Below are 17,008 nucleotides of genomic sequence, written 5' to 3' on the forward strand. Positions count from 1 at the left end.
CCGGGCCGCGGGCCCGGCGCGATTGCTGTGGGAGGCGCGGCCGGACCCCGCGCCCGGTCCGCCCCGACAACGTCTCCGGTCAGCGGTTGAAGTGCTCGATCGCGCGGTTCGCCGGCCGTGGTGCTCGGGGGCGGAGTTCGGCGACGCGGCGCGCGGACGAGTGGAGGAGCCAGCCGAGGCCGCCCACCAGGTCCGGCCAGGACTGGGTGGCGTCGACGACGATGTCGCCGCGTTCGCGGATCGTGGCCGGCAGCAGTGGCGGCCGGTTCGCTCGATGGGGTGTGCCGTAGTCCTCGTGGTACGGCCCGCACATCGCGACCAGTCGCTCCCCGGCGTCGGTGAGGTGCCGGCGCACACCGTCCAACCCGCCGTGCCCGGCCACATACGCCCGCAGCGCCGCCCCGTCGTTCGGGTCGGGGTCGTCGTACCGCGCCGACGAGCCGGCCATGGCGTGGGCGCCGGAGTCCAGGAGCGCGTCGACCACGCGGGCGACCCGGGCGACGATCGTCGCGGCGAGTGCCGGGTCGGCGAGGTCGGGCGCGGCGGCGTGGTCGAGCAGCGCGGCGAAGCCACGGGCCAGTTCGCCGGTGTGGATGCGGCCGCGGGCGGGCCAGAGCCCCTCCGGCAGCCGCCATTGCAGGCACCCGGCCTCGTCGACCTCGGGCCGGCACCCGTCGGCGACCCCGTCGTTGACCAGCGCCGCGGCCACGTCGGCCAGCATCCCCGACACGCTGGGCCACGTCGCCGGGGCCTCACAGGCGCCGACCTTGTCGTACTCCACGACGCACCCGTGTTGCTCGCCGGTGCGCAGGTCGACGAAGAGGGTCACGCTGCCGGTGTCGGCCGCGACGGGCAGGAACAGCGGCTGCCACAGCTCGCTGGCGTCCCCGGCGACCGGGCTGAGCGGGTCGTCGGGCGGGAACTGCGCGGCGACGCCGAGCATCATCCGCCGGATGTCCAGCGCCATGGCGAGCGGGTAGGGCCGGAACCACGCCGGAATCAACGTCCCCCGCCACGGGCCGATCCACCGCATCCCGTCGGCGCGCAGGTACCACCGCCGCACGTCCTCGGGGAACGCGGCCCCGACCTCCCGCTCGGCCGCGTCGAGGGCCGCCGGGGAGGTCGGCGGGTTGACCGTCGCCGCCGTGGCCGGCGCGTGCTCCCGCAGCCACGCGAAGATCCGTTCGGCCGAGACATCGACGCTCTCCGTCACGCCGATACGGTATCGCGAGCCCGGCGGTCAGGCGTCGGTCGGGCCGGGGGTCCAGCCGGTGCGCTGGGCCCACGCGTCGGCCTGGCGGATGGTGGCCCAGACACAGGCGTCCTTGGCCTCGACGTAGCCGGGGCGGTCGTGGCGGAACTGGGCCGCGCAGCGGCGCTTCACGGCGGCGTACTCGTCGGCGGCCGCGGGATGCGACCGCAGGTAATCGCGGAACAGCAGCGGGAACTGCTGGGAGAAGCTGCCGAGCCGGCGTACGTGTATATGCGTGCGCCGGCGGCCGGGCGGTTCGCGGAAGTAGCGCTTCGTCCGCTCCGGGTTGGCGGCGCGGTAGATGTAGCCGAGGCGTTCCAGCGGCACGAGGAACGGGTCGGCGGGGTCGAGTGCGGATACCGAGATCTGGATGTCGATGACGGGCTTGGCGGCCAGGCCGGGTACGGCGGTCGAGCCGATGTGGTCGATGCGGGCCGCTACTTCGCCGAGGGCGTCGCGAAGTGCGGCGCCGAGTTCGGTGAAGACGGTCGTCCAGGCCGGGTCGTGGTCGGCGATCTCAACGGGGTCCATGACGTTCCTGGGGATAGCCCCCGGGTCGGTCCGGGGGTGCGTCGGATGGTTCGGGGCGGGCCGGTCGCCGAGGCTGTGGGGGAGTTCGCGGCCGGCTGCGGGCCGGTCGCTCGGCCCAGGTCTGGAGCGTCCGATGAACGGTCTCACGCGGTTCGGTCATGCGGTTCGGGGGTGGCACCGGCCCCTGGTCGTGCACGCGGTGCTCATGTTCGGGCTGGCGGTGTTCGCGGCCGTGGCGGTGTTCGCCGACGATCGGCGGCTGCTCGGCGAGCCGATCTGGGCCAAGCCGATGAAGTTTGGTGTGGCGATGGGGATCTACAGTCTCACGCTCGCGTGGCTGCTGCCGCGGTTGACGAAGGGGCGGCGGACCGGGTGGTGGGTGGGGACCGTGTTCGCGTTCGCCGGGGTGGCGGATGTCGGGGCGGTGGTGTGGGCGGCGGCGCACGGGACGTTCAGCCACTTCAACGAGAATACCGACGGTGTCGCCAGGACCGTGCAGACCGTCTTCTCGTTCGGGATCATGCCGCTGATCCTGACGACGCTGGTCATCGCGATGCTGCTGCTCATCCAGCGGACCGGGGATCGGGCCCTGACCCGGGCGCTGCGGGGCGGGCTGGGGCTGGCGTTCGCGAGCATGGCGGTGGCGTTCTGGCTGGTCGGCGTGTCCGGATCGGCGACGCGGACGGAGGTCGACGCGAACGGGCAGACGGTGTCGCTGGTCGGGGCGCACGGTGTCGGTGATCCGGACGGGCACGGGATGTTCCTGACCAACTGGAGCACGACCGGCGGGGATCTGCGGGTGCCGCACTTCGTCGGGCTGCACGCCGTCCAGGTGCTCCTCGCCGTCGTCGTGGTCCTGAGCCTGCTGGCGAAGCGCCGGGCGTGGCTGCGCGACGAGGGGGTCCGGGCCCGGATCGTCGGGGCCGTGCTGTTCGGTTACGCCGGGGTGTTCGCGGTGCTCAGCTGGCAGGCCTCGCGCGGGCAGTCGGTCCTGCACCCGGACGGCGCGACCATCACGGCGTTCGCCGCGATCGCGGTACTGACCGCGGTGGGGGCGGTGGCCGCGGTCACGAACGCTCGCCGGCCGCTGTCTGTGCGGCCCGGGTCCTGAGGGCGTCGGCCAGGGACGGGGCGCGGCGCAGGCGGGTCGCGCCGTTGCCCTCGTGGTACAGCCGGACCAGGCCCTCCCGCACCAGCGCGAGGTCGCCGTGCTCGATCAGGGCCGGCGTCACCGTCGCGACGAGGTCCTCGACCAGGTCCCAGGCGGGGCGGACGACCCGGTGCCGCAGATCCATCAGGTTGCCCGACAGGCCGGTGTGGCAGGCGTTCCAGTGCGCGGCCCGCAGCAACTGCTCCGGTACATCCACGATCGCACCGACGGAGGCGACGAGGCCACGCACCAGCGCGGCCAGCAGGACGGCGTCGTCGGCGGTGGGGGAGACATCGGCGATGCGGACCTCGACCGTCGGGTAGTCCAGCGACGGGCGGGCGTGCCACCACACCAGCTCGGGCTCATACAGCGCGCCCGTGGCGACCAGCTCGGCGACCGTGCGCTCGTAGTCGGCCCAGGAGGTCAGCGGCGGGGGCGGCCCGAGGGTCGGCCAGCGCTCGACGACCACGCCGCGCCAGCTGTCGTGGCCGGTGTCGGCGCCGTCGGCGAACGGGGAGTTGGCGGTCATCGCCTGCAGCACCGGCAGCCACGGGCGCAGGGCCGTGCAGATCCGCACGGCCCGGTCCCGGTCGTCGACGCCGACATGGACGTGGGCGGCGCACACCGCCGGGTCGCGGGCGATCGGGCCGTAGTGCCGGGCGATGGCCCGGTAGCGGGGGGAGTGCGCGGCGCTGCGGTCCGGCTCGGCGACCGGCGTGGCCCCGACGGCGACCAGGCGCACACCGGCCCGGGCCGCGGCCGCGGCGGCGGCCGTCCGGTTGGCGACCAGGGCGGAGCGCAGGTCGGTCAGGTCGGTGCAGACCGGGGTCACCATCTCCAGGCAGCTGAGCCGGAACTCGTGGCGGCTGGCCGGCCACACGTCGCGGGGCAGCGCGGCGCGGACCTCCCGCACCTTGGGGACGCTGTGCCAGGAGGACGGGTCCAGCAGGAGGAACTCCTCCTCGACCCCGACCGTGAGCGGCACATCGATCAAACTACCGCAGCCGCTTTGCGGGCCGTCTTGATGCGGTACATGTCCGCGTCCGCGTCCCGCAGGAGCGCGTCGAGCGCCGAGGCGGTCCCCGTGGCGACGCCGACGCTGGCGCCGACGAGGGCCATGGGGTACGGCGCGCTCAGCGTCGCCGTCACCCGCACGGCCAGGCGGCGCGCGTCCGCCGAGGTCGCGCCGGGCAGGACGACCGCGAACTCGTCGCCGCCGAGCCGGACGGCCAGATCCTGTTCGCCGACGGCGGCGGCGAGGCGGCGGGCGGCCTCGACGAGCAGGGCGTCGCCGGCGTGGTGGCCCTGGCGGTCGTTGACCTGTTTGAAGCCGTCGAGGTCGAGGACGAGGATGCTCACCGGGCCGTCCGGCGGGAGCGCGGCCAGGTGCTCGGCCAGCAGGGCCCGGTTGGCCAGGCCGGTCAGGGCGTCGTGGGTGGCCTGGTGGCGCAGCTCCCCGTGCAGTTGCCGCAGTTCGGCGTTGCTGCGGTCGAGGCTGGTGAGCAGGCGGTCGTTGTCGTGGAACGCGACGAGCTGCCGGGTCACGACCAGGCCGGTGATGAGCAGCACGCCGGCGGCGACACCCCAGAGGCGAGGGTCGGCTCCGGTACCGCCCAGCGCGAACATCAGCAGGAGTTCGGTGACGGCCACGGCGACGTACGGCATCACGCTGACCCGTCGCCGCACGGCCCGCACCCGCTCGCCCGGCTGCCGCAGCCGCACCTCCTGCATCCGCAGGCTGGCCGCGGTGAGGATGCACGACAGCAGCGACGCGACCGCCTCGGCCCGCGGGTCGGGGCCGCCGGTGATGATGATGCTCGCGGCCGAGCCGAGCGCGGACCCGGCGATGCCGACACAGCCGGCCACCCCGGCCAGGCGGCTGAAGGGCGCCGTGCCGCTGAGGATGAGCTTGAGGACCCCCAGGACGATCACGAGCATGACGACGGAGCTGGCGGCGGCGAGGAACCGGTCGGCGACGCGGGGGCTGCCCAGCTGCGCCCCGAGGGAGAAGTACCACAGCAGCACCGCGACCCCGGCGAGCACGGTGGCCGCGTCCAGCCACAGCCGCAACCGCAGCCGCCCCGTGTCACCGAGCGGATGGCGCAGCATGAGCACGACGACGACGGTCATGGAGCACACCACGAGCGCCGTCTGCACGACGCTGACCGGCGTCCCGGGCCCGCCCCGGGCGACGAGCACGGTCTGCAGCCCGTCCCCGGTCGCGCACATCGCCCCGACGGCGATGAGCCCGCGCCAGAACCGCCGCGCGGCCCGGTCCCCGGCGTTGAGCACCGCCAGCCGGCGCGAGAAGACGATGATGGAGACGTCAAGTGCGGTTTGAATGGCCCACGACACGGTGGTACCGCCTGGTCCCGCCAGGAACCACACCACGACTCCGACGGCCAGCGCGGCCATGCCGAGCAGCACAGGATCGCGCACCAGTGCCGACGACCGCCTCATGCCCAAGCGCATCGGCCACGAGCCACGACAGCTGAGCGGTTCGCAAGGGGGCGCGGTCACTACGATGGCGCCGTGGATGTCCTGGCGGCGGTGCTGCGGCGAGCCGAAGCGGACCCCGGCGTGCTCGGCGTGATCCTCACCGGCTCGCACGCGCGGGGCCTGGCCACGGAGCACTCCGACGTCGACGTCACGGTGGTGGTCGCGGAGCAGGCGACGCCGTGGCGGCACGCGTCCCGCACGGCGGTGCTCGACGAGGTGGTGTGCACGGCCGCCGCGCTCGGGGACACCTCGGTGCAGTGGGCGCGATACGGGTACCGCGGCGCCCAGGTCCTGCTCGACCGGCTCGACGGGGGCATCGCCGCGCTCGTGGAGCGCCAGGCGACCCTGACGCCCGAGGAGGCGGCGGCGCGGGGGCGGGCGGCCCTGGACGCCTACCTCAACCAGCGCTACCGGGCGGCGAAGAACCAGCGGGCGGGTGCCGTGGCCGCCGCCCGCCTGGACGCGGCCGAATGCGTGCCGTGGCTCCTGGAGACCGTCTTCGCGCTGCACGGCCGGCTGCGCCCGTACAACGCGTACCTGCGGTGGGAGCTCGACACCTACCCGCTGCCGGACCCGTGGCGGCGGACGCTGCGACCCGAGCGCGTCGCCGTGGAGGAGCACTTCGCGGCGGTCGAGGCGCTGGCCCGGGCGCGCGGGCACGCGGACGTCCTCGCCGGGTGGGGCGAGGACCTCGGGCTCATCCGGAGTTTCGCGGGTTGACGCCGGCGGCCCGGTTGGTGTGGATCTCGATCACCGACGCCGGGCAGCGGTTCGCGGCCTCGTACGCCGACGCCTCGTGCTCGGCCGGTGGCCGCTCGGCGAGCAGGATCACCACGCCGTCGTCGTCGCGCTGGTCGAAGACGTCCGGGGCGACCAGTGCGCACACACCCGAGCCGATGCACTTGTCGGCGTGGACCTCAACCCGCATCAAGCCCCACCTTCACCGGAAGACACGATCTCGTCCCAGGTCACGGGGACCGCGACCGGCCCCAGCACGGCCGTCGCCACCTTGAACCGGATGTCCGCGAACGGCACGGCCAGGCGCAGTGTCGGAATCCGGCGCGGCAGCGTGCCCAGCACCGCGGTCAGCTCCAGCCGGGCCAGCTGCTGCCCGACGCACTGGTGCGGGCCGTGCCCGAAGCCGATGTGCGGGCCGGTGGGGCGGGCGACGTCGAGCCGGTCGCCGTCGGCGTGCAGGGCCGGGTCGCGGTTGGCGGACTGGATCGCGACCACCACGTAGTCGCCGGCCTTGACCGGCCGGCCGGCGATCTCGGTGTCCTCGGTGACGCCGCGCAGCAGGCCGCCGCCGACGCCGAGGTAGCGCACCAGCTCCTCGGCCGCCGTGGGGGCCAGGGCCGGGTCGGCGCGCAGCCGGGCCAGCTCCGGCGGGTGCTCGAGGAGCGCGAGGACGCCGTGGGCGATCATGCTCGCGGTGGTGTCGTAGCCGGCGACGAGCAGGCCCGCGCTCATCCGGACCAGCTCGGTGTCGGTGAACGGCCGCTCGGTCTCGTCGCTGCGCACGATCATGCGGCTCAGCACGTCGTCGCCGGGTGCGGCCCGGCGGGCGGCGACCATACCGTGGAGGTACTCGAACAGCGGCCGCATGGCGGCGGCCACGTCGGCGCCGCTGGAACTGCCCGCGAAGAGGGCCTCCGCGGCGTGCTGGAACAGCGGGTGGTCGGCCGCGGGCACGTCGAGCAGCTCGGCGATGACGGCGGTGGTGACCGGCTTGGCGAACGACGCGTACAGGTCGACCGGGGGCGCGGTGGTGGCCAGCGCGTCGAGGCGCTCGTCGACGATGCGCTGCACGACCGGGCGCAGCTGGGCGATCCGGCGCATGTTCGACAGCTCCGGCGCCATGTGCCGGCGAAACCGCAGATGCTCGGGCCCGTCCATGCGCGGGAACTCGCCCTCGCCCGGCTCGTCGGCCGCGTAGCCGGCCAGGATGTGCGACCCGGTGCCGGGCCGGGTGCTGAACCGCCGCGGGTCGCCGAGGACCGCGCGGACGTCCGCGTAGCGGGTCACCAGCCAGGCCTCGATGCCGGTCGGGCACTCGACCCGGCGCACCGGCTCGTGTTCGCGCAGCTCGGCGTAGTCCGGCGGCGGCCCGAACGGGCATTGCTGCGCACCGGCGAGCGGCAGCGGCACGACACTCATCGAAAGCCCCCGATCAACGTAATGTGCTCATCCTTGTCGATATCTGGGCGACACGCCAAGCCTTCGCGCCCGCCGGGTTCGGGGGAACCTGTAGAAATCCGGCAAAAGGGCCGGGCTCCGGTGGATCATGTAAAGAGCTGGTAACAGGTGAAAGTCGGTTGTCGACAATCAGCCGTCGACCGTTAAGGTTCTCGCATGCCCCAGACCGCGGCGCTGATCGCCACCTACCTGGAGCCCGAGCTCGTCGCCCGGATCGCGGCCGAGCCGGGCGTCGAGGTGCTCTACGAGCCGGAATTACTGCCCGTGCCGCGGTACTGCTGCGACCACACCGGCACGAAGCGTGACCTGAGCCCGGCCCAGCAGGGACGCTGGACCGAGCTGCTCGGGCGGGCCGACGTCGCGTTCGACTTCGACTGGCAGGACCCCGCCGAGCTCCCGCGGCGCGCGCCGAACCTGCGCTGGGTCCAGGCCACCAGCGCCGGCATCGGCGGGTTCGTCCAGCGCACCGGCCTCGACCGCACCGGGATGACGTTCACGACCGCGGCCGGCATCCACGCCGTGCCGCTCGCCGAGTTCGCCGTCACCGGGGCCCTGCACTTCATCAAGGGCATCCCCGAGCTGCGCCGCCGCCAGGCCGCCCGCACCTGGGAGCGCTACACCACGGCACAGCTGGCGGGACGCACCGTCACCGTCGTCGGCCTCGGTGGCATGGGCCGGCAGGTGGCCGCCACGTTCGCCGCGCTCGGCACGAAGGTGCTCGGCCTGGGCCGGGATCGCATCGGGGAGCTGGACGAGGTGCTGCCCGGCACTGACGTCCTCGTCCTGTGCTGCCCGCTCACCCCGCGGACCGAGGGCCTGATCGGGGCGAAGCAGCTCGACCTGCTCCCCGCCGGCGCGATCCTGGTCAACATCTCGCGCGGCCCGGTCGTCGACGAGCCCGCCCTGATCGCGGCGCTCGTCGCCGACCGGGTGAGCGCCGTCCTCGACGTGTTCGCCACCGAGCCGCTGCCGGCCGGGTCGCCGCTGTGGGACCTCGACAACGTGCTGGTCTCGCCGCACTCGGCCTCGACCGTCGGCACCGAGAACGCCGCGCTCACCGACCTGTTCTGCGACAACCTGCGCCGCTACCGCGCCGGGGAGCCGCTGCGCAACCTCTACCACCGCGACCGCGGCTACTAAGGAGCCTCATGCTCACGGGAACCTGGTACATCAGCCCGACCCCGTTCGACGAGGCCGGCGCCGTCGACTCGGCGAGCCTGGGCCGGATCGTCGCGGCCGCGGCGAGCTGGGGCGTCGACGGGATCACCATCCTCGGCGTCATGGGGGAGGCCACCGACCTCACCGCGGCCGAGCGCGAGACGGTGCTGTCGGCGGTCGCCGCGGCCGCCGCCGGCAAGGTGCCGTTCGCGGTCGGCTGCTCGGCCCCGTCCGCGGCCGTCGTCGCCGCCAATGTCCGCCGGGCCGTGGAGGCCGGCGCGGCCGCGGTCATGGTCTCCGCGCCGCCGCTGCTCAAGGACACCGACCAGATCGCACCGTTCTTCAAACGGACAGCCGATTCGGGGGTACCGGTCATCGTCCAGGACGAGCCGGCGGCGACGGGCGTCAACCTTCCGGTGTCGGCGCTCCTGGCCGCCCTGGACGCGAGCGGCAGCAGCGTGGTGAAGCTCGAGGACCCGCCGACCCCGCCGAAGATCTCGCGGCTGCTCGCCCGGCGCCCCGACCTGACCGTGTTCGGCGGCCTCGGCGGGGTGAGCGCCTACTCCGAGCTGCGCCGCGGCGCCGCGGGCACGATGACCGGCTTCGCCTACCCGGAGATCCTCCGCGCGATCCGCCTGGCGTTCGAGCGCGGTGACCTCGAGGCCGCGGCCCGGATCAACGACCGCTTCCTGCCCTACATCGTCTTCGAGGGCCAGGTCCGCATCGGCCTCGGCATCCGCAAGGAGGTCCTGCGCCGCCGCGGCGTCATCACCACGGCCATGACCCGGGCCCTCACCCCGCGGCCGGACCAGGCCACCCTGGAAGAGCTGGACGACGTCCTGGCCCGCGTCGGCCTGACCCCGTCGATCGAGCCGCTGGAGGTCACCCCATGACGGCGGTGGTCGGCGGCGCCGGCTCCGGCCTGGGCGCGGCGATCGCACACGAACTGGCGGGTCGCGGCCACGACCTGCTGCTGTGGGCCCGCAACCGGGATCGCCTCGACCTGGTCGCGGCCGACCTGCGCGCCAAGCACGGCATCACCGTCCACACGCTCAGCGCCGACGCCTCCCTCCCCGACGCCGCCGCAACCGTCGCGGACGCGGCCCCGCACACCCTCGGCCACGTCGACGTGTGCGTCCTCAACGCCGGTGGCCCGCCGCCCGTCCCCGCCGACCGCACCGACGCCGACGGCTGGCGGACCGCCCTGCAGCTGCTCACCGTCACCCCGATCGACCTCGCCACCCGGCTCCTGCCCGGCATGCGCCAACGCGGCAACGGCCGCATCATCGCCGTGCTCTCCTCCGGCGTCCGCGAGCCCCTCCCCGACCTCGCCTACTCCAACGGTGGCCGCGCCGCTTTGACCGCCTGGCTCAAGACCGTCGCCCGGCTCGTGGCCGCCGACGGCGTGACGGTCAACGGTGTGGTGCCGGGCCGGATCGACACCGAGCGGGTCGCCGCCCTCGACGCGGCGAGGGCCCAGCGCACCGGCCAGGACGTTGCCGAGGTGCGGGCGGCCGCGATGGCCGAGATCCCGACGGGCCGCTACGGACGCCCGGAGGAGTTCGCGTCGGTCGTGGGCTTCCTGAGCTCCCCGGAGGCGTCCTACGTCACCGCGAGCCTGCTCTCGGTGGACGGCGGCCTGATGCGGAGCCTGACGTGATCTCGCCCGAGGTCGCCTCGACGCCCGCCTCCGGCATCCGCGCCGTCGCCAACGCCGCCTGGGCCGTTCCCGACGCGATCCACCTCGAGTTCGGCGAGCCCGACTTCCCGACCCCGCCCCACATCGTCGAGGCCGCCCACGCCGCCGCCCTGGCCGGCCACACCCGCTACGGCCCCAGCGCCGGCCTGCCCGCCCTGCGCGAGGCGATCACCGCGAAACTGGCCCGCGACAACGCCCTCGACGGCATCACCCCGGACCGCGTGGTGGTGAGCGCGGGCGGCGTCGGAGCCCTCTTCTCCGCCTACCGCACCCTCCTGTCCGCCGGCGACGAGATTCTGGTCCCGGACCCGGGCTGGACCAACTTCTCCACCCTGGCCACCATGCTCGGCGCGGTCCCGCGCGGCTACCGCCTGGACCCGGCCGCGAACCACAGCCCCGACTACGACCATCTCGAGTCCCTGTACGGCCCGCGCACCAAGGCGATCCTCATCAACTCGCCGTCCAACCCGGTCGGCTACCAGTGGGACGCCGAGCAGCTCGCCGCGGTAGGTGCGTGGGCACTGACGCACAACCTGGTCGTCATCTCGGACGAGTGCTACGACCAGCTCTGGCTCGACCGGCCGGCGGTGACCTTCTCGGCCGCCGCGCCCGGAGTCCAGTTCGTAAGTGTGTACTCACTTTCAAAGAGTTATGCGATGACGGGCTGGCGGGTGGGCTACGCGGTGACGACCCCGGAACTCGTGGGCGGCATCACCCGGGTGCAGGAGGCCACCGCGTCCTGCGTGAACACGATGACCCAGCACGCGGCGATCGCGGCCCTCACCGGTGATCAGGCGTGCGTAGCGCAGATGCGCGACGCCTACCGCGGCCGCCGGGACGTCGCGCTCGAAACCGCACGAAACCTGGGACTGTCCGCCACCCGTCCGGCGGGTGCGTTCTACCTCTGGCTCAAGTCGGACGTGTCCACATTGGACTTACTGCACCGGACCGGGACCGCGGTAGCGCCCGGGTCCGCGTTCGGTGCCGAAGGAGCCGGGCACGTCCGGCTCTCCCTCGCGGCCGCCCAGGACGACATCGTCCGCGGCCTGACGAACATCGCAACGCGCTAACCCCCAACGAACCCCCCATCCCCCCAGTACGAACGAAGGAGGCGCAGATGCCTTCCAAGCCGAAAATCCTCCTGGCGGCGTTCACCGCCGGCGTGGTCGCCCTGACCGCGGCCTGCGGCGGCGACGCCAAGGACTCCACCCAGAGCTCCGGCGGCGGCGACCAGGCCCGCTACGGCGGCACCATGACCGTGGCCTACCAGAGCGACCCCAAGACCTTCGACCCGGCGGTGTGCTACGACGCCACCTGCTGGAACAACATGCGCATGCTGTACGACCGGCTCTACGACTACGTCGGCGACACCATGAACATCGAGCCCCAGGCCGCGACCGCCCTGCCCGAAGTGAGTGCGGACGGACTCACATACACCATCAAGATCCGTTCGGGCATGACGTTCAGCGACGGCAAGGCGGTCACCGCCAAGGACTTCGTCTCCTCGTTCACCCGGATCCTCGACCCGGCCACGAAGTCGCCGGTGCAGAGCTTCTGGACCGGGATCGAAGGCGCCGCCGACTACGCGAAGGCCCCGTCCGGCTCCCTCGCCGGGATCTCGGCGACCGACGACAGCACCCTGCAGATCAAGCTCACCGCGCCTAACAGCTCGTTCAAGTACGTCCTGGCGATGCCGCACGCGTCGGTCATCGAGTCGGGCTCGGCGAGCAAGCCGGTCGGCTCCGGCCCGTTCGTGATGGACCACTTCACGCCCGGCCAGGAGATCGTCGTCAACCGCAACGCGAAGTACTGGGCCGCGCCCAAGCCGTACGTCGACAAGGTCGTCGAGAAGCTCGGCGTCGACCCGCACGTGCAGCTGCTGTCGCTGCAGAAGGGCACCATCGACCTGATGGGCGACCCGATCCCGGCCGCCGACTACCTCTCCGTCGCGGGCGACGCGGCCCTCAAGCCGCAGATCAAGACGATCGTGAAGCCGTCGACCTACTACGTCACCATGAACACGAAGATGGCGCCGTTCGACAACCCGAAGGTGCGCGAGGCGGTGTCGTACGCCTTCGACCGCAACTTCCTGCTGAAGCTGGTCGCCGGCCAGGGCACCGTCGCCAACGAGTACCTGCCGCCCGGCATCACCGGCTACACCAAGGACAAGCTCGTCCACGACCAGGACATCGCGAAGGCCAAGCAGCTCCTCGCCGAGGCCGGCTACCCCAACGGCCTGTCGACCACGATGTACTCCTGGAACACGTCGCCGTGGACGGCGCTGCTGCCCCAGCTGCAGCAGGACCTCGGCAAGATCGGCATCACGGTCGACGCGAAGCCGATCCAGCAGAGCGCGTTCTTCGACCTCGCCGGCACCCCGGACAAGGCCCCGATGACGCTGACGTTCTGGGTCGCCGACTACCCCGACGCCAGCGACTTCTACCAGGCGCTGCTGTCGTGCGCGGCGGCCATCCCGGGCGGGCAGAACTACCCGTTCTACTGCAACAAGAACGTCGACGACCTGGTCAACCAGGCCCTCGCGGCCAAGGACAGCGACGCCGCCACGGCGATCTACGTGCAGGCCACGAAGGCGATGCTGGCCGACAACCCGGTGGTGCCGCTCTACTACGGCTCCAAGACCGAGGTGTTCGGCAAGACCGTCGGCGGCTACCACTCGCAGCCGATCTGGGGCTGGGACATGACCAACTACTGGAAGACGACGGGCACCGCCAGTCGCTGACCCGGTACTCCCGCCGGGGGCTTTGCGAAAAGGTCCCCGGCGGGGCTGAAGCCGCCGCCGGCCGATCGCGTCTGGAACGACGAGGCCTGTGTCGCCTGAAATGAGGACATCGATGTGACAACGCTTCTCGAGGTTGACGACCTCACCGTCGACTTCGACCGCGACGGCGAGCGCTCCGCCGCCGTGCGCGGCGTCTCGTTCGCGGTCGCGGCCGGCGAGCGGGTCGGCATCGTCGGCGAGTCCGGCTCCGGCAAGTCCGTGACCGCGCAGGCCGTCATGCGGCTCCTGCCGCCGGCCGCGGGCGTCGGCGGGCGGATCCGCTTCGACGGCGACGACGTGCTGACGTTCGACGCCAAGCGCCTGGCCCGGTGGCGCGGGGCCGACATCGCCATGGTCTTCCAGGACCCGATGTCGAGCCTCAACCCGCTGCTGCGGATCGGCACCCAGCTCGCCGAGGGCCTGCGGCACCACCGCGGGCTCGGCAAGGCGGCGGCCCGGGAGGAGTCGGCGCGGCTGCTGCGGACCGTCGGCATCGGCGATGCCGAACGGCGGCTCAAGGAGTACCCCCACGCGTTCTCCGGTGGTATGCGACAGCGGGTCTGTATCGCGATCGCGGCCGCCTGCACGCCGCGGCTGATCGTGGCCGACGAGCCGACCACCGCCCTCGACGTCACCGTGCAGGCCCAGGTGCTCGACCTGCTCGACGAGCTCACCGACTCGCACGGCACGGCGACCATCCTGATCAGCCACGATCTCGGCGTCGTGTCCAGCTTCTGCGACCGGATCCTCATCATGTACGCGGGCCGCGTCGTCGAGTCCGGCCCGACCGACGAGATCGTGGCCCGCCCGGCGCACCCCTACACGCGGGCGCTGCTCGACTCGATCCCGCGGCTACGCGGCGAGCTGCCGCGGCGGCTGCCGACGATCCCGGGCGCCCCGCCGTTCGGTGGCGTCCCGGCCGGGCAGTGCGCCTTCGCCGACCGCTGCCCGCGCGCGCAGGACCTGTGCCGCACGGTCGATCCGCGGCTGGAGTCCAAGAAGCCCGGCGTGTCGGCCGCGTGCCACTTCCCGCTGGAGGGCACCGATGCCTGAGCACGCGGTGGCGGTCCGCGACCTCACCGTCGCCTACCGCAAGCGCGTCGCCGTCGACGCCGTGAGCTTCGCCATCGAGCCGGGCCGGACGCTGGGCCTGGCCGGTGAGTCGGGCTCCGGCAAGAGCAGCGTGGCCCGGGCCATCATGCGGGTCGTCGACCCCGCCGGCGGCTCGGTGCGCATCGGCGGGCAGGAGGTCACCAAGCTCAACGGCGGCGCGCTGCGCACGTTCCGGCGGCACATGCAGATGGTGTTCCAGGACCCGTACGACTCGCTCAACCCGCGGCTCACCGTCGGCGAGAACGTCACCGAGGCCCTCGTCGCCGCGGGCGTGCCCCGCCCCGATCACACGATCCGGGTCCGGGAGCTGTTCGGGCGGGTCGGGCTGCCGGCCGGGTTCACCGGGCGGTATCCGCACCAGCTCTCCGGTGGCCAGCGGCAGCGGGTCTCCATCGCCCGCGCCCTGGCGGTGCGGCCGCAGGTCCTCGTGTGCGACGAGGCGGTGTCGGCCCTCGACGTCTCCGTGCGGGCCCAGATCCTCAACCTGCTCAAGGACCTGCAGGAGGCCGACGGCCTGGCGTACCTGTTCATCTCCCACGACATGTCGACGCTGCGGTTCATGGCCGACGACATCGCGATCATGCAGGGCGGCCGGATCGTCGAGACGGGTCCGAGCGCTTCGGTGTTCGCCGCGCCTTCCCACCAGTACACCCGAAGCCTTATCGCAGCTGTTCCTGAGCCCGGCTCCGGAAGGAGGCAACGCCGTGACCCTTCCCGTTGAGGTCGGCACCGAGGTCGCCGCGCCCGGATTCTGGCGGCGGGCGCGACGCAGCCTGCGCCACGACTGGCCCGCGCTGGTGTCCATCGTCCTGCTGGTCCTGCTGGCCCTGGCCGCGATCCTGGCCCCGCTGCTGGCCCCGCATCCGCCGCTGACCACCTATCCGGAGGGCCTGGAGGTCACCGGGGCGCCGGTCGGCCCGGGCGGCGGGTTCCCGCTGGGCGCCGACCCCAACGGCCGCGACGTGCTGTCCCGGCTGCTCTACGGCGCCCGGGTCTCGCTGGTCATCGGCATCCTCGCCAACGGCCTGGCGACCGTCCTCGGTGTGCTCGTCGGGCTGGTCGCCGGCTACCTCGGCGGCTGGGTCGAGACGGTGCTCATGCGGATCACCGACGTCGTCATGTCGTTCCCGATCCTGCTGTTCTGCATCGCGCTGATCTCGGTCACCGGCCCGAGCGCGCGCAACGTCGTCATCGTCATCGCGCTGATCTACTGGACGGCCCTGGCCCGGATCATCCGCAGCCTGGTGCTGTCGCTGAAGGAGCGCGAGTTCATCGTCGCGGCCCGGACGCTCGGCCTGTCGCACTGGCGGATCATGCGCCGGCACCTGTTCCCGCACCTGGTCCCGACGATCATCGTGTACGCCACCCTCGGCGTCGCCTCCTCCATCCTCATCGAGGCGTCGCTGTCGTTCCTCGGCGTCGGCGTGCCCGTCCCCGACCCGTCCTGGGGCCAGATGATCGAGCAGGGCAAGGAGTACTTCACCATCGCGCCCTGGCTGCTGTTCTTCCCCGGCATCGCACTGCTGCTGACCGTGCTGTCGTTCAACCTCGCCGGCGACTGGCTGCGCGACCTGCTCGACCCGACCGCCCCGGAGCGCCGCTGACATGAGTGGTTCGAAGCGAAGCGGAGAGGCCGCTCATCAATGTTGCAGCGTGGAGCTCAGGCCGGCGCCGGAGCTTGCGGAGGTGACGGCATGAGCCGCTTCCTCTTGCGCCGGCTGCCGCAGGCGATCGTCGTGCTGTTCGGCGTCGTGACCCTCGCGTTCTTCATGACCCACGTCGTCCCCGGCGACCCGGCCCGGCTCATCGCCGGCCCCAACGCCAGCGCGGCCACCGTCGCCTCCATCCACACCCAGCTCGGCCTCGACCGCAGCCTCGGCTACCAGTACTGGACCTACCTGCGCCAGGTCATCCACGGCGACCTCGGCACCAGCTACGCCCTGCAGGGCACCTCCGTCGGCGAGGCCATCTGGCGGGCCCTGCCGGTGAGCGCGGCCGTGGCGCTGCTGGGCGTGCTGTTCGAGGTCCTGCTCGGCGTGCCGGCCGGCATCATCGCCGCCTACCGGCCCAAGGGCGTCCTGGACCGCACGGTCACGCTCACGTCGCTCGTCGGCCTGTCGGCGCCACCGTTCTGGCTCGGACTGCTGCTGTTGTACGCCCTCGCCTACAAGAGCAGCGTCTTCCCGCTGAGCGGATACGAGTCGCCGTACCTCAACTACCTGATCCTCCCCGGCTTCACGCTCGGCCTCGGCGGCGCCGCCTGGTACGCCCGGCTCACCCGCACCAACATGCTCGAGGCCCTCCGCAGCCCCTACGTGCAGACCGCCAGGGCCAAAGGCATGCCGGAGCGGGTCGTGCTCCTGCGGCACTGCCTGCGCAACGTCCTCAGCCCGCTGCTGACGATGCTCGGCATGGACCTCGGCTACTTCCTCGGCGGCGTCGTCGTCATCGAGTCCGTGTTCGGCCTGCCCGGCATCGGCAAGCTCACCTTCGACGCCATCGGCACCCTCGACATCCCGATGATCACCGGCGCCGTGCTGTTCGCCGCGTTCTTCATCGTCCTCATGAACCTCCTCGTAGATCTCGCCTACGCCGCAATCGATCCCCGCGTGCGGCGTTAGCTTTGGAAAG

Annotated in this window: 17 protein-coding genes; 11 read left to right on the plus strand and 6 right to left on the minus strand. The window is 72.7% G+C overall.

The features are described from left to right. Nucleotides 1-79: 79 nt before the first annotated feature. Both ACIA8L_RS41605 and ACIA8L_RS41610 read right to left on the minus strand, forming a co-directional pair. A complete protein-coding gene (locus tag ACIA8L_RS41605; protein WP_395913421.1) occupies nt 80-1,213 on the minus strand; it encodes an SMI1/KNR4 family protein in 1,134 nt (377 codons plus the stop codon). 27 nt (nt 1,214-1,240) lie between these two features. Then, nucleotides 1,241-1,783, minus strand: a complete 543-nt coding sequence (locus ACIA8L_RS41610; RefSeq protein ID WP_395913423.1) for a GrpB family protein — start codon at nt 1,781-1,783, stop codon at nt 1,241-1,243. Between the two features lie 133 nt (nt 1,784-1,916). On the opposite strand from ACIA8L_RS41610, the gene ACIA8L_RS41615 reads away from it, so the two are divergent. Then, nucleotides 1,917-2,894, plus strand: a complete 978-nt coding sequence (locus ACIA8L_RS41615; protein WP_395913425.1) for a hypothetical protein — start codon at nt 1,917-1,919, stop codon at nt 2,892-2,894. On the opposite strand, the gene ACIA8L_RS41620 is transcribed toward ACIA8L_RS41615, so the two are convergent. Beyond that, nucleotides 2,851-3,918, minus strand: coding sequence for a glutamate--cysteine ligase (locus ACIA8L_RS41620; RefSeq protein WP_395913427.1), 1,068 nt, complete (start codon nt 3,916-3,918; stop codon nt 2,851-2,853). The two genes, ACIA8L_RS41615 and ACIA8L_RS41620, sit on opposite strands and share 44 nt — an antisense overlap. A 5-nt stretch (nt 3,919-3,923) precedes the next feature. Continuing rightward, nucleotides 3,924-5,372, minus strand: a complete 1,449-nt coding sequence (locus tag ACIA8L_RS41625) for a diguanylate cyclase (protein ID WP_395913429.1) — start codon at nt 5,370-5,372, stop codon at nt 3,924-3,926. Nucleotides 5,373-5,465: 93 nt separating this feature from the next. Between ACIA8L_RS41625 and ACIA8L_RS41630 the strand changes: the two genes are divergently transcribed. Beyond that, entirely contained in the window at nt 5,466-6,152 is a 687-nt protein-coding gene (locus tag ACIA8L_RS41630; RefSeq protein ID WP_395913431.1) for a nucleotidyltransferase domain-containing protein, read from the plus strand. Here ACIA8L_RS41630 and ACIA8L_RS41635 read toward each other — a convergent pair. Then, complete coding sequence (locus ACIA8L_RS41635; protein WP_395913433.1) at nt 6,130-6,360, minus strand: ferredoxin; 231 nt, start codon at nt 6,358-6,360, stop codon at nt 6,130-6,132. The genes ACIA8L_RS41630 and ACIA8L_RS41635 overlap by 23 nt on opposite strands. Next, complete coding sequence (locus ACIA8L_RS41640) at nt 6,360-7,589, minus strand: cytochrome P450 (RefSeq protein WP_395913435.1); 1,230 nt, start codon at nt 7,587-7,589, stop codon at nt 6,360-6,362. Before ACIA8L_RS41640 ends, ACIA8L_RS41635 begins: the two co-directional genes overlap by 1 nt. A 195-nt stretch (nt 7,590-7,784) precedes the next feature. Here ACIA8L_RS41640 and ACIA8L_RS41645 point away from each other — a divergent pair, with 195 nt between their 5' ends. The 9 genes from ACIA8L_RS41645 to ACIA8L_RS41685 all read left to right on the plus strand — a co-directional run bounded on the left by ACIA8L_RS41645 (nt 7,785) and on the right by ACIA8L_RS41685 (nt 16,998). Beyond that, a complete protein-coding gene (locus tag ACIA8L_RS41645) occupies nt 7,785-8,768 on the plus strand; it encodes a D-2-hydroxyacid dehydrogenase (protein WP_395913437.1) in 984 nt (327 codons plus the stop codon). A gap of 8 nt (nt 8,769-8,776) precedes the next feature. Continuing rightward, nucleotides 8,777-9,679 carry a dihydrodipicolinate synthase family protein gene (locus ACIA8L_RS41650; RefSeq protein ID WP_395913439.1) on the plus strand — a complete coding sequence of 301 codons (903 nt, stop codon included), beginning with the start codon at nt 8,777-8,779 and terminating at the stop codon, nt 9,677-9,679. Then, nucleotides 9,676-10,446, plus strand: coding sequence for an SDR family oxidoreductase (locus ACIA8L_RS41655; protein ID WP_395913440.1), 771 nt, complete (start codon nt 9,676-9,678; stop codon nt 10,444-10,446). The genes ACIA8L_RS41650 and ACIA8L_RS41655 overlap by 4 nt, the downstream gene beginning before the upstream one ends. Next, nucleotides 10,443-11,555 carry a pyridoxal phosphate-dependent aminotransferase gene (locus ACIA8L_RS41660; protein WP_395913441.1) on the plus strand — a complete coding sequence of 371 codons (1,113 nt, stop codon included), beginning with the start codon at nt 10,443-10,445 and terminating at the stop codon, nt 11,553-11,555. Before ACIA8L_RS41655 ends, ACIA8L_RS41660 begins: the two co-directional genes overlap by 4 nt. A 47-nt stretch (nt 11,556-11,602) precedes the next feature. Further along, nucleotides 11,603-13,225 (plus strand): ABC transporter substrate-binding protein, encoded by a 1,623-nt coding sequence (locus ACIA8L_RS41665; RefSeq protein ID WP_395913443.1) that lies wholly within the window; start codon nt 11,603-11,605, stop codon nt 13,223-13,225. Between the two features lie 114 nt (nt 13,226-13,339). Beyond that, nucleotides 13,340-14,317 (plus strand): ABC transporter ATP-binding protein, encoded by a 978-nt coding sequence (locus ACIA8L_RS41670; protein WP_395913444.1) that lies wholly within the window; start codon nt 13,340-13,342, stop codon nt 14,315-14,317. Continuing rightward, nucleotides 14,310-15,098, plus strand: coding sequence for an ATP-binding cassette domain-containing protein (locus tag ACIA8L_RS41675; protein WP_395913446.1), 789 nt, complete (start codon nt 14,310-14,312; stop codon nt 15,096-15,098). The genes ACIA8L_RS41670 and ACIA8L_RS41675 overlap by 8 nt, the downstream gene beginning before the upstream one ends. Continuing rightward, the gene (locus ACIA8L_RS41680; protein ID WP_395913448.1) at nt 15,082-15,981 is read left to right on the plus strand and encodes an ABC transporter permease; all 900 of its coding nucleotides are present in this window, start codon (nt 15,082-15,084) and stop codon (nt 15,979-15,981) included. Before ACIA8L_RS41675 ends, ACIA8L_RS41680 begins: the two co-directional genes overlap by 17 nt. A gap of 90 nt (nt 15,982-16,071) precedes the next feature. Further along, the gene (locus tag ACIA8L_RS41685; protein WP_395913449.1) at nt 16,072-16,998 is read left to right on the plus strand and encodes an ABC transporter permease; all 927 of its coding nucleotides are present in this window, start codon (nt 16,072-16,074) and stop codon (nt 16,996-16,998) included. The last annotated feature ends 10 nt before the right edge of the window (nt 16,999-17,008 follow it).

It is taken from the genome of Dactylosporangium sp. NPDC051541 (assembly GCF_044454505.1).
Classification (GTDB): Bacteria; Actinomycetota; Actinomycetes; order Mycobacteriales; family Micromonosporaceae; genus Dactylosporangium.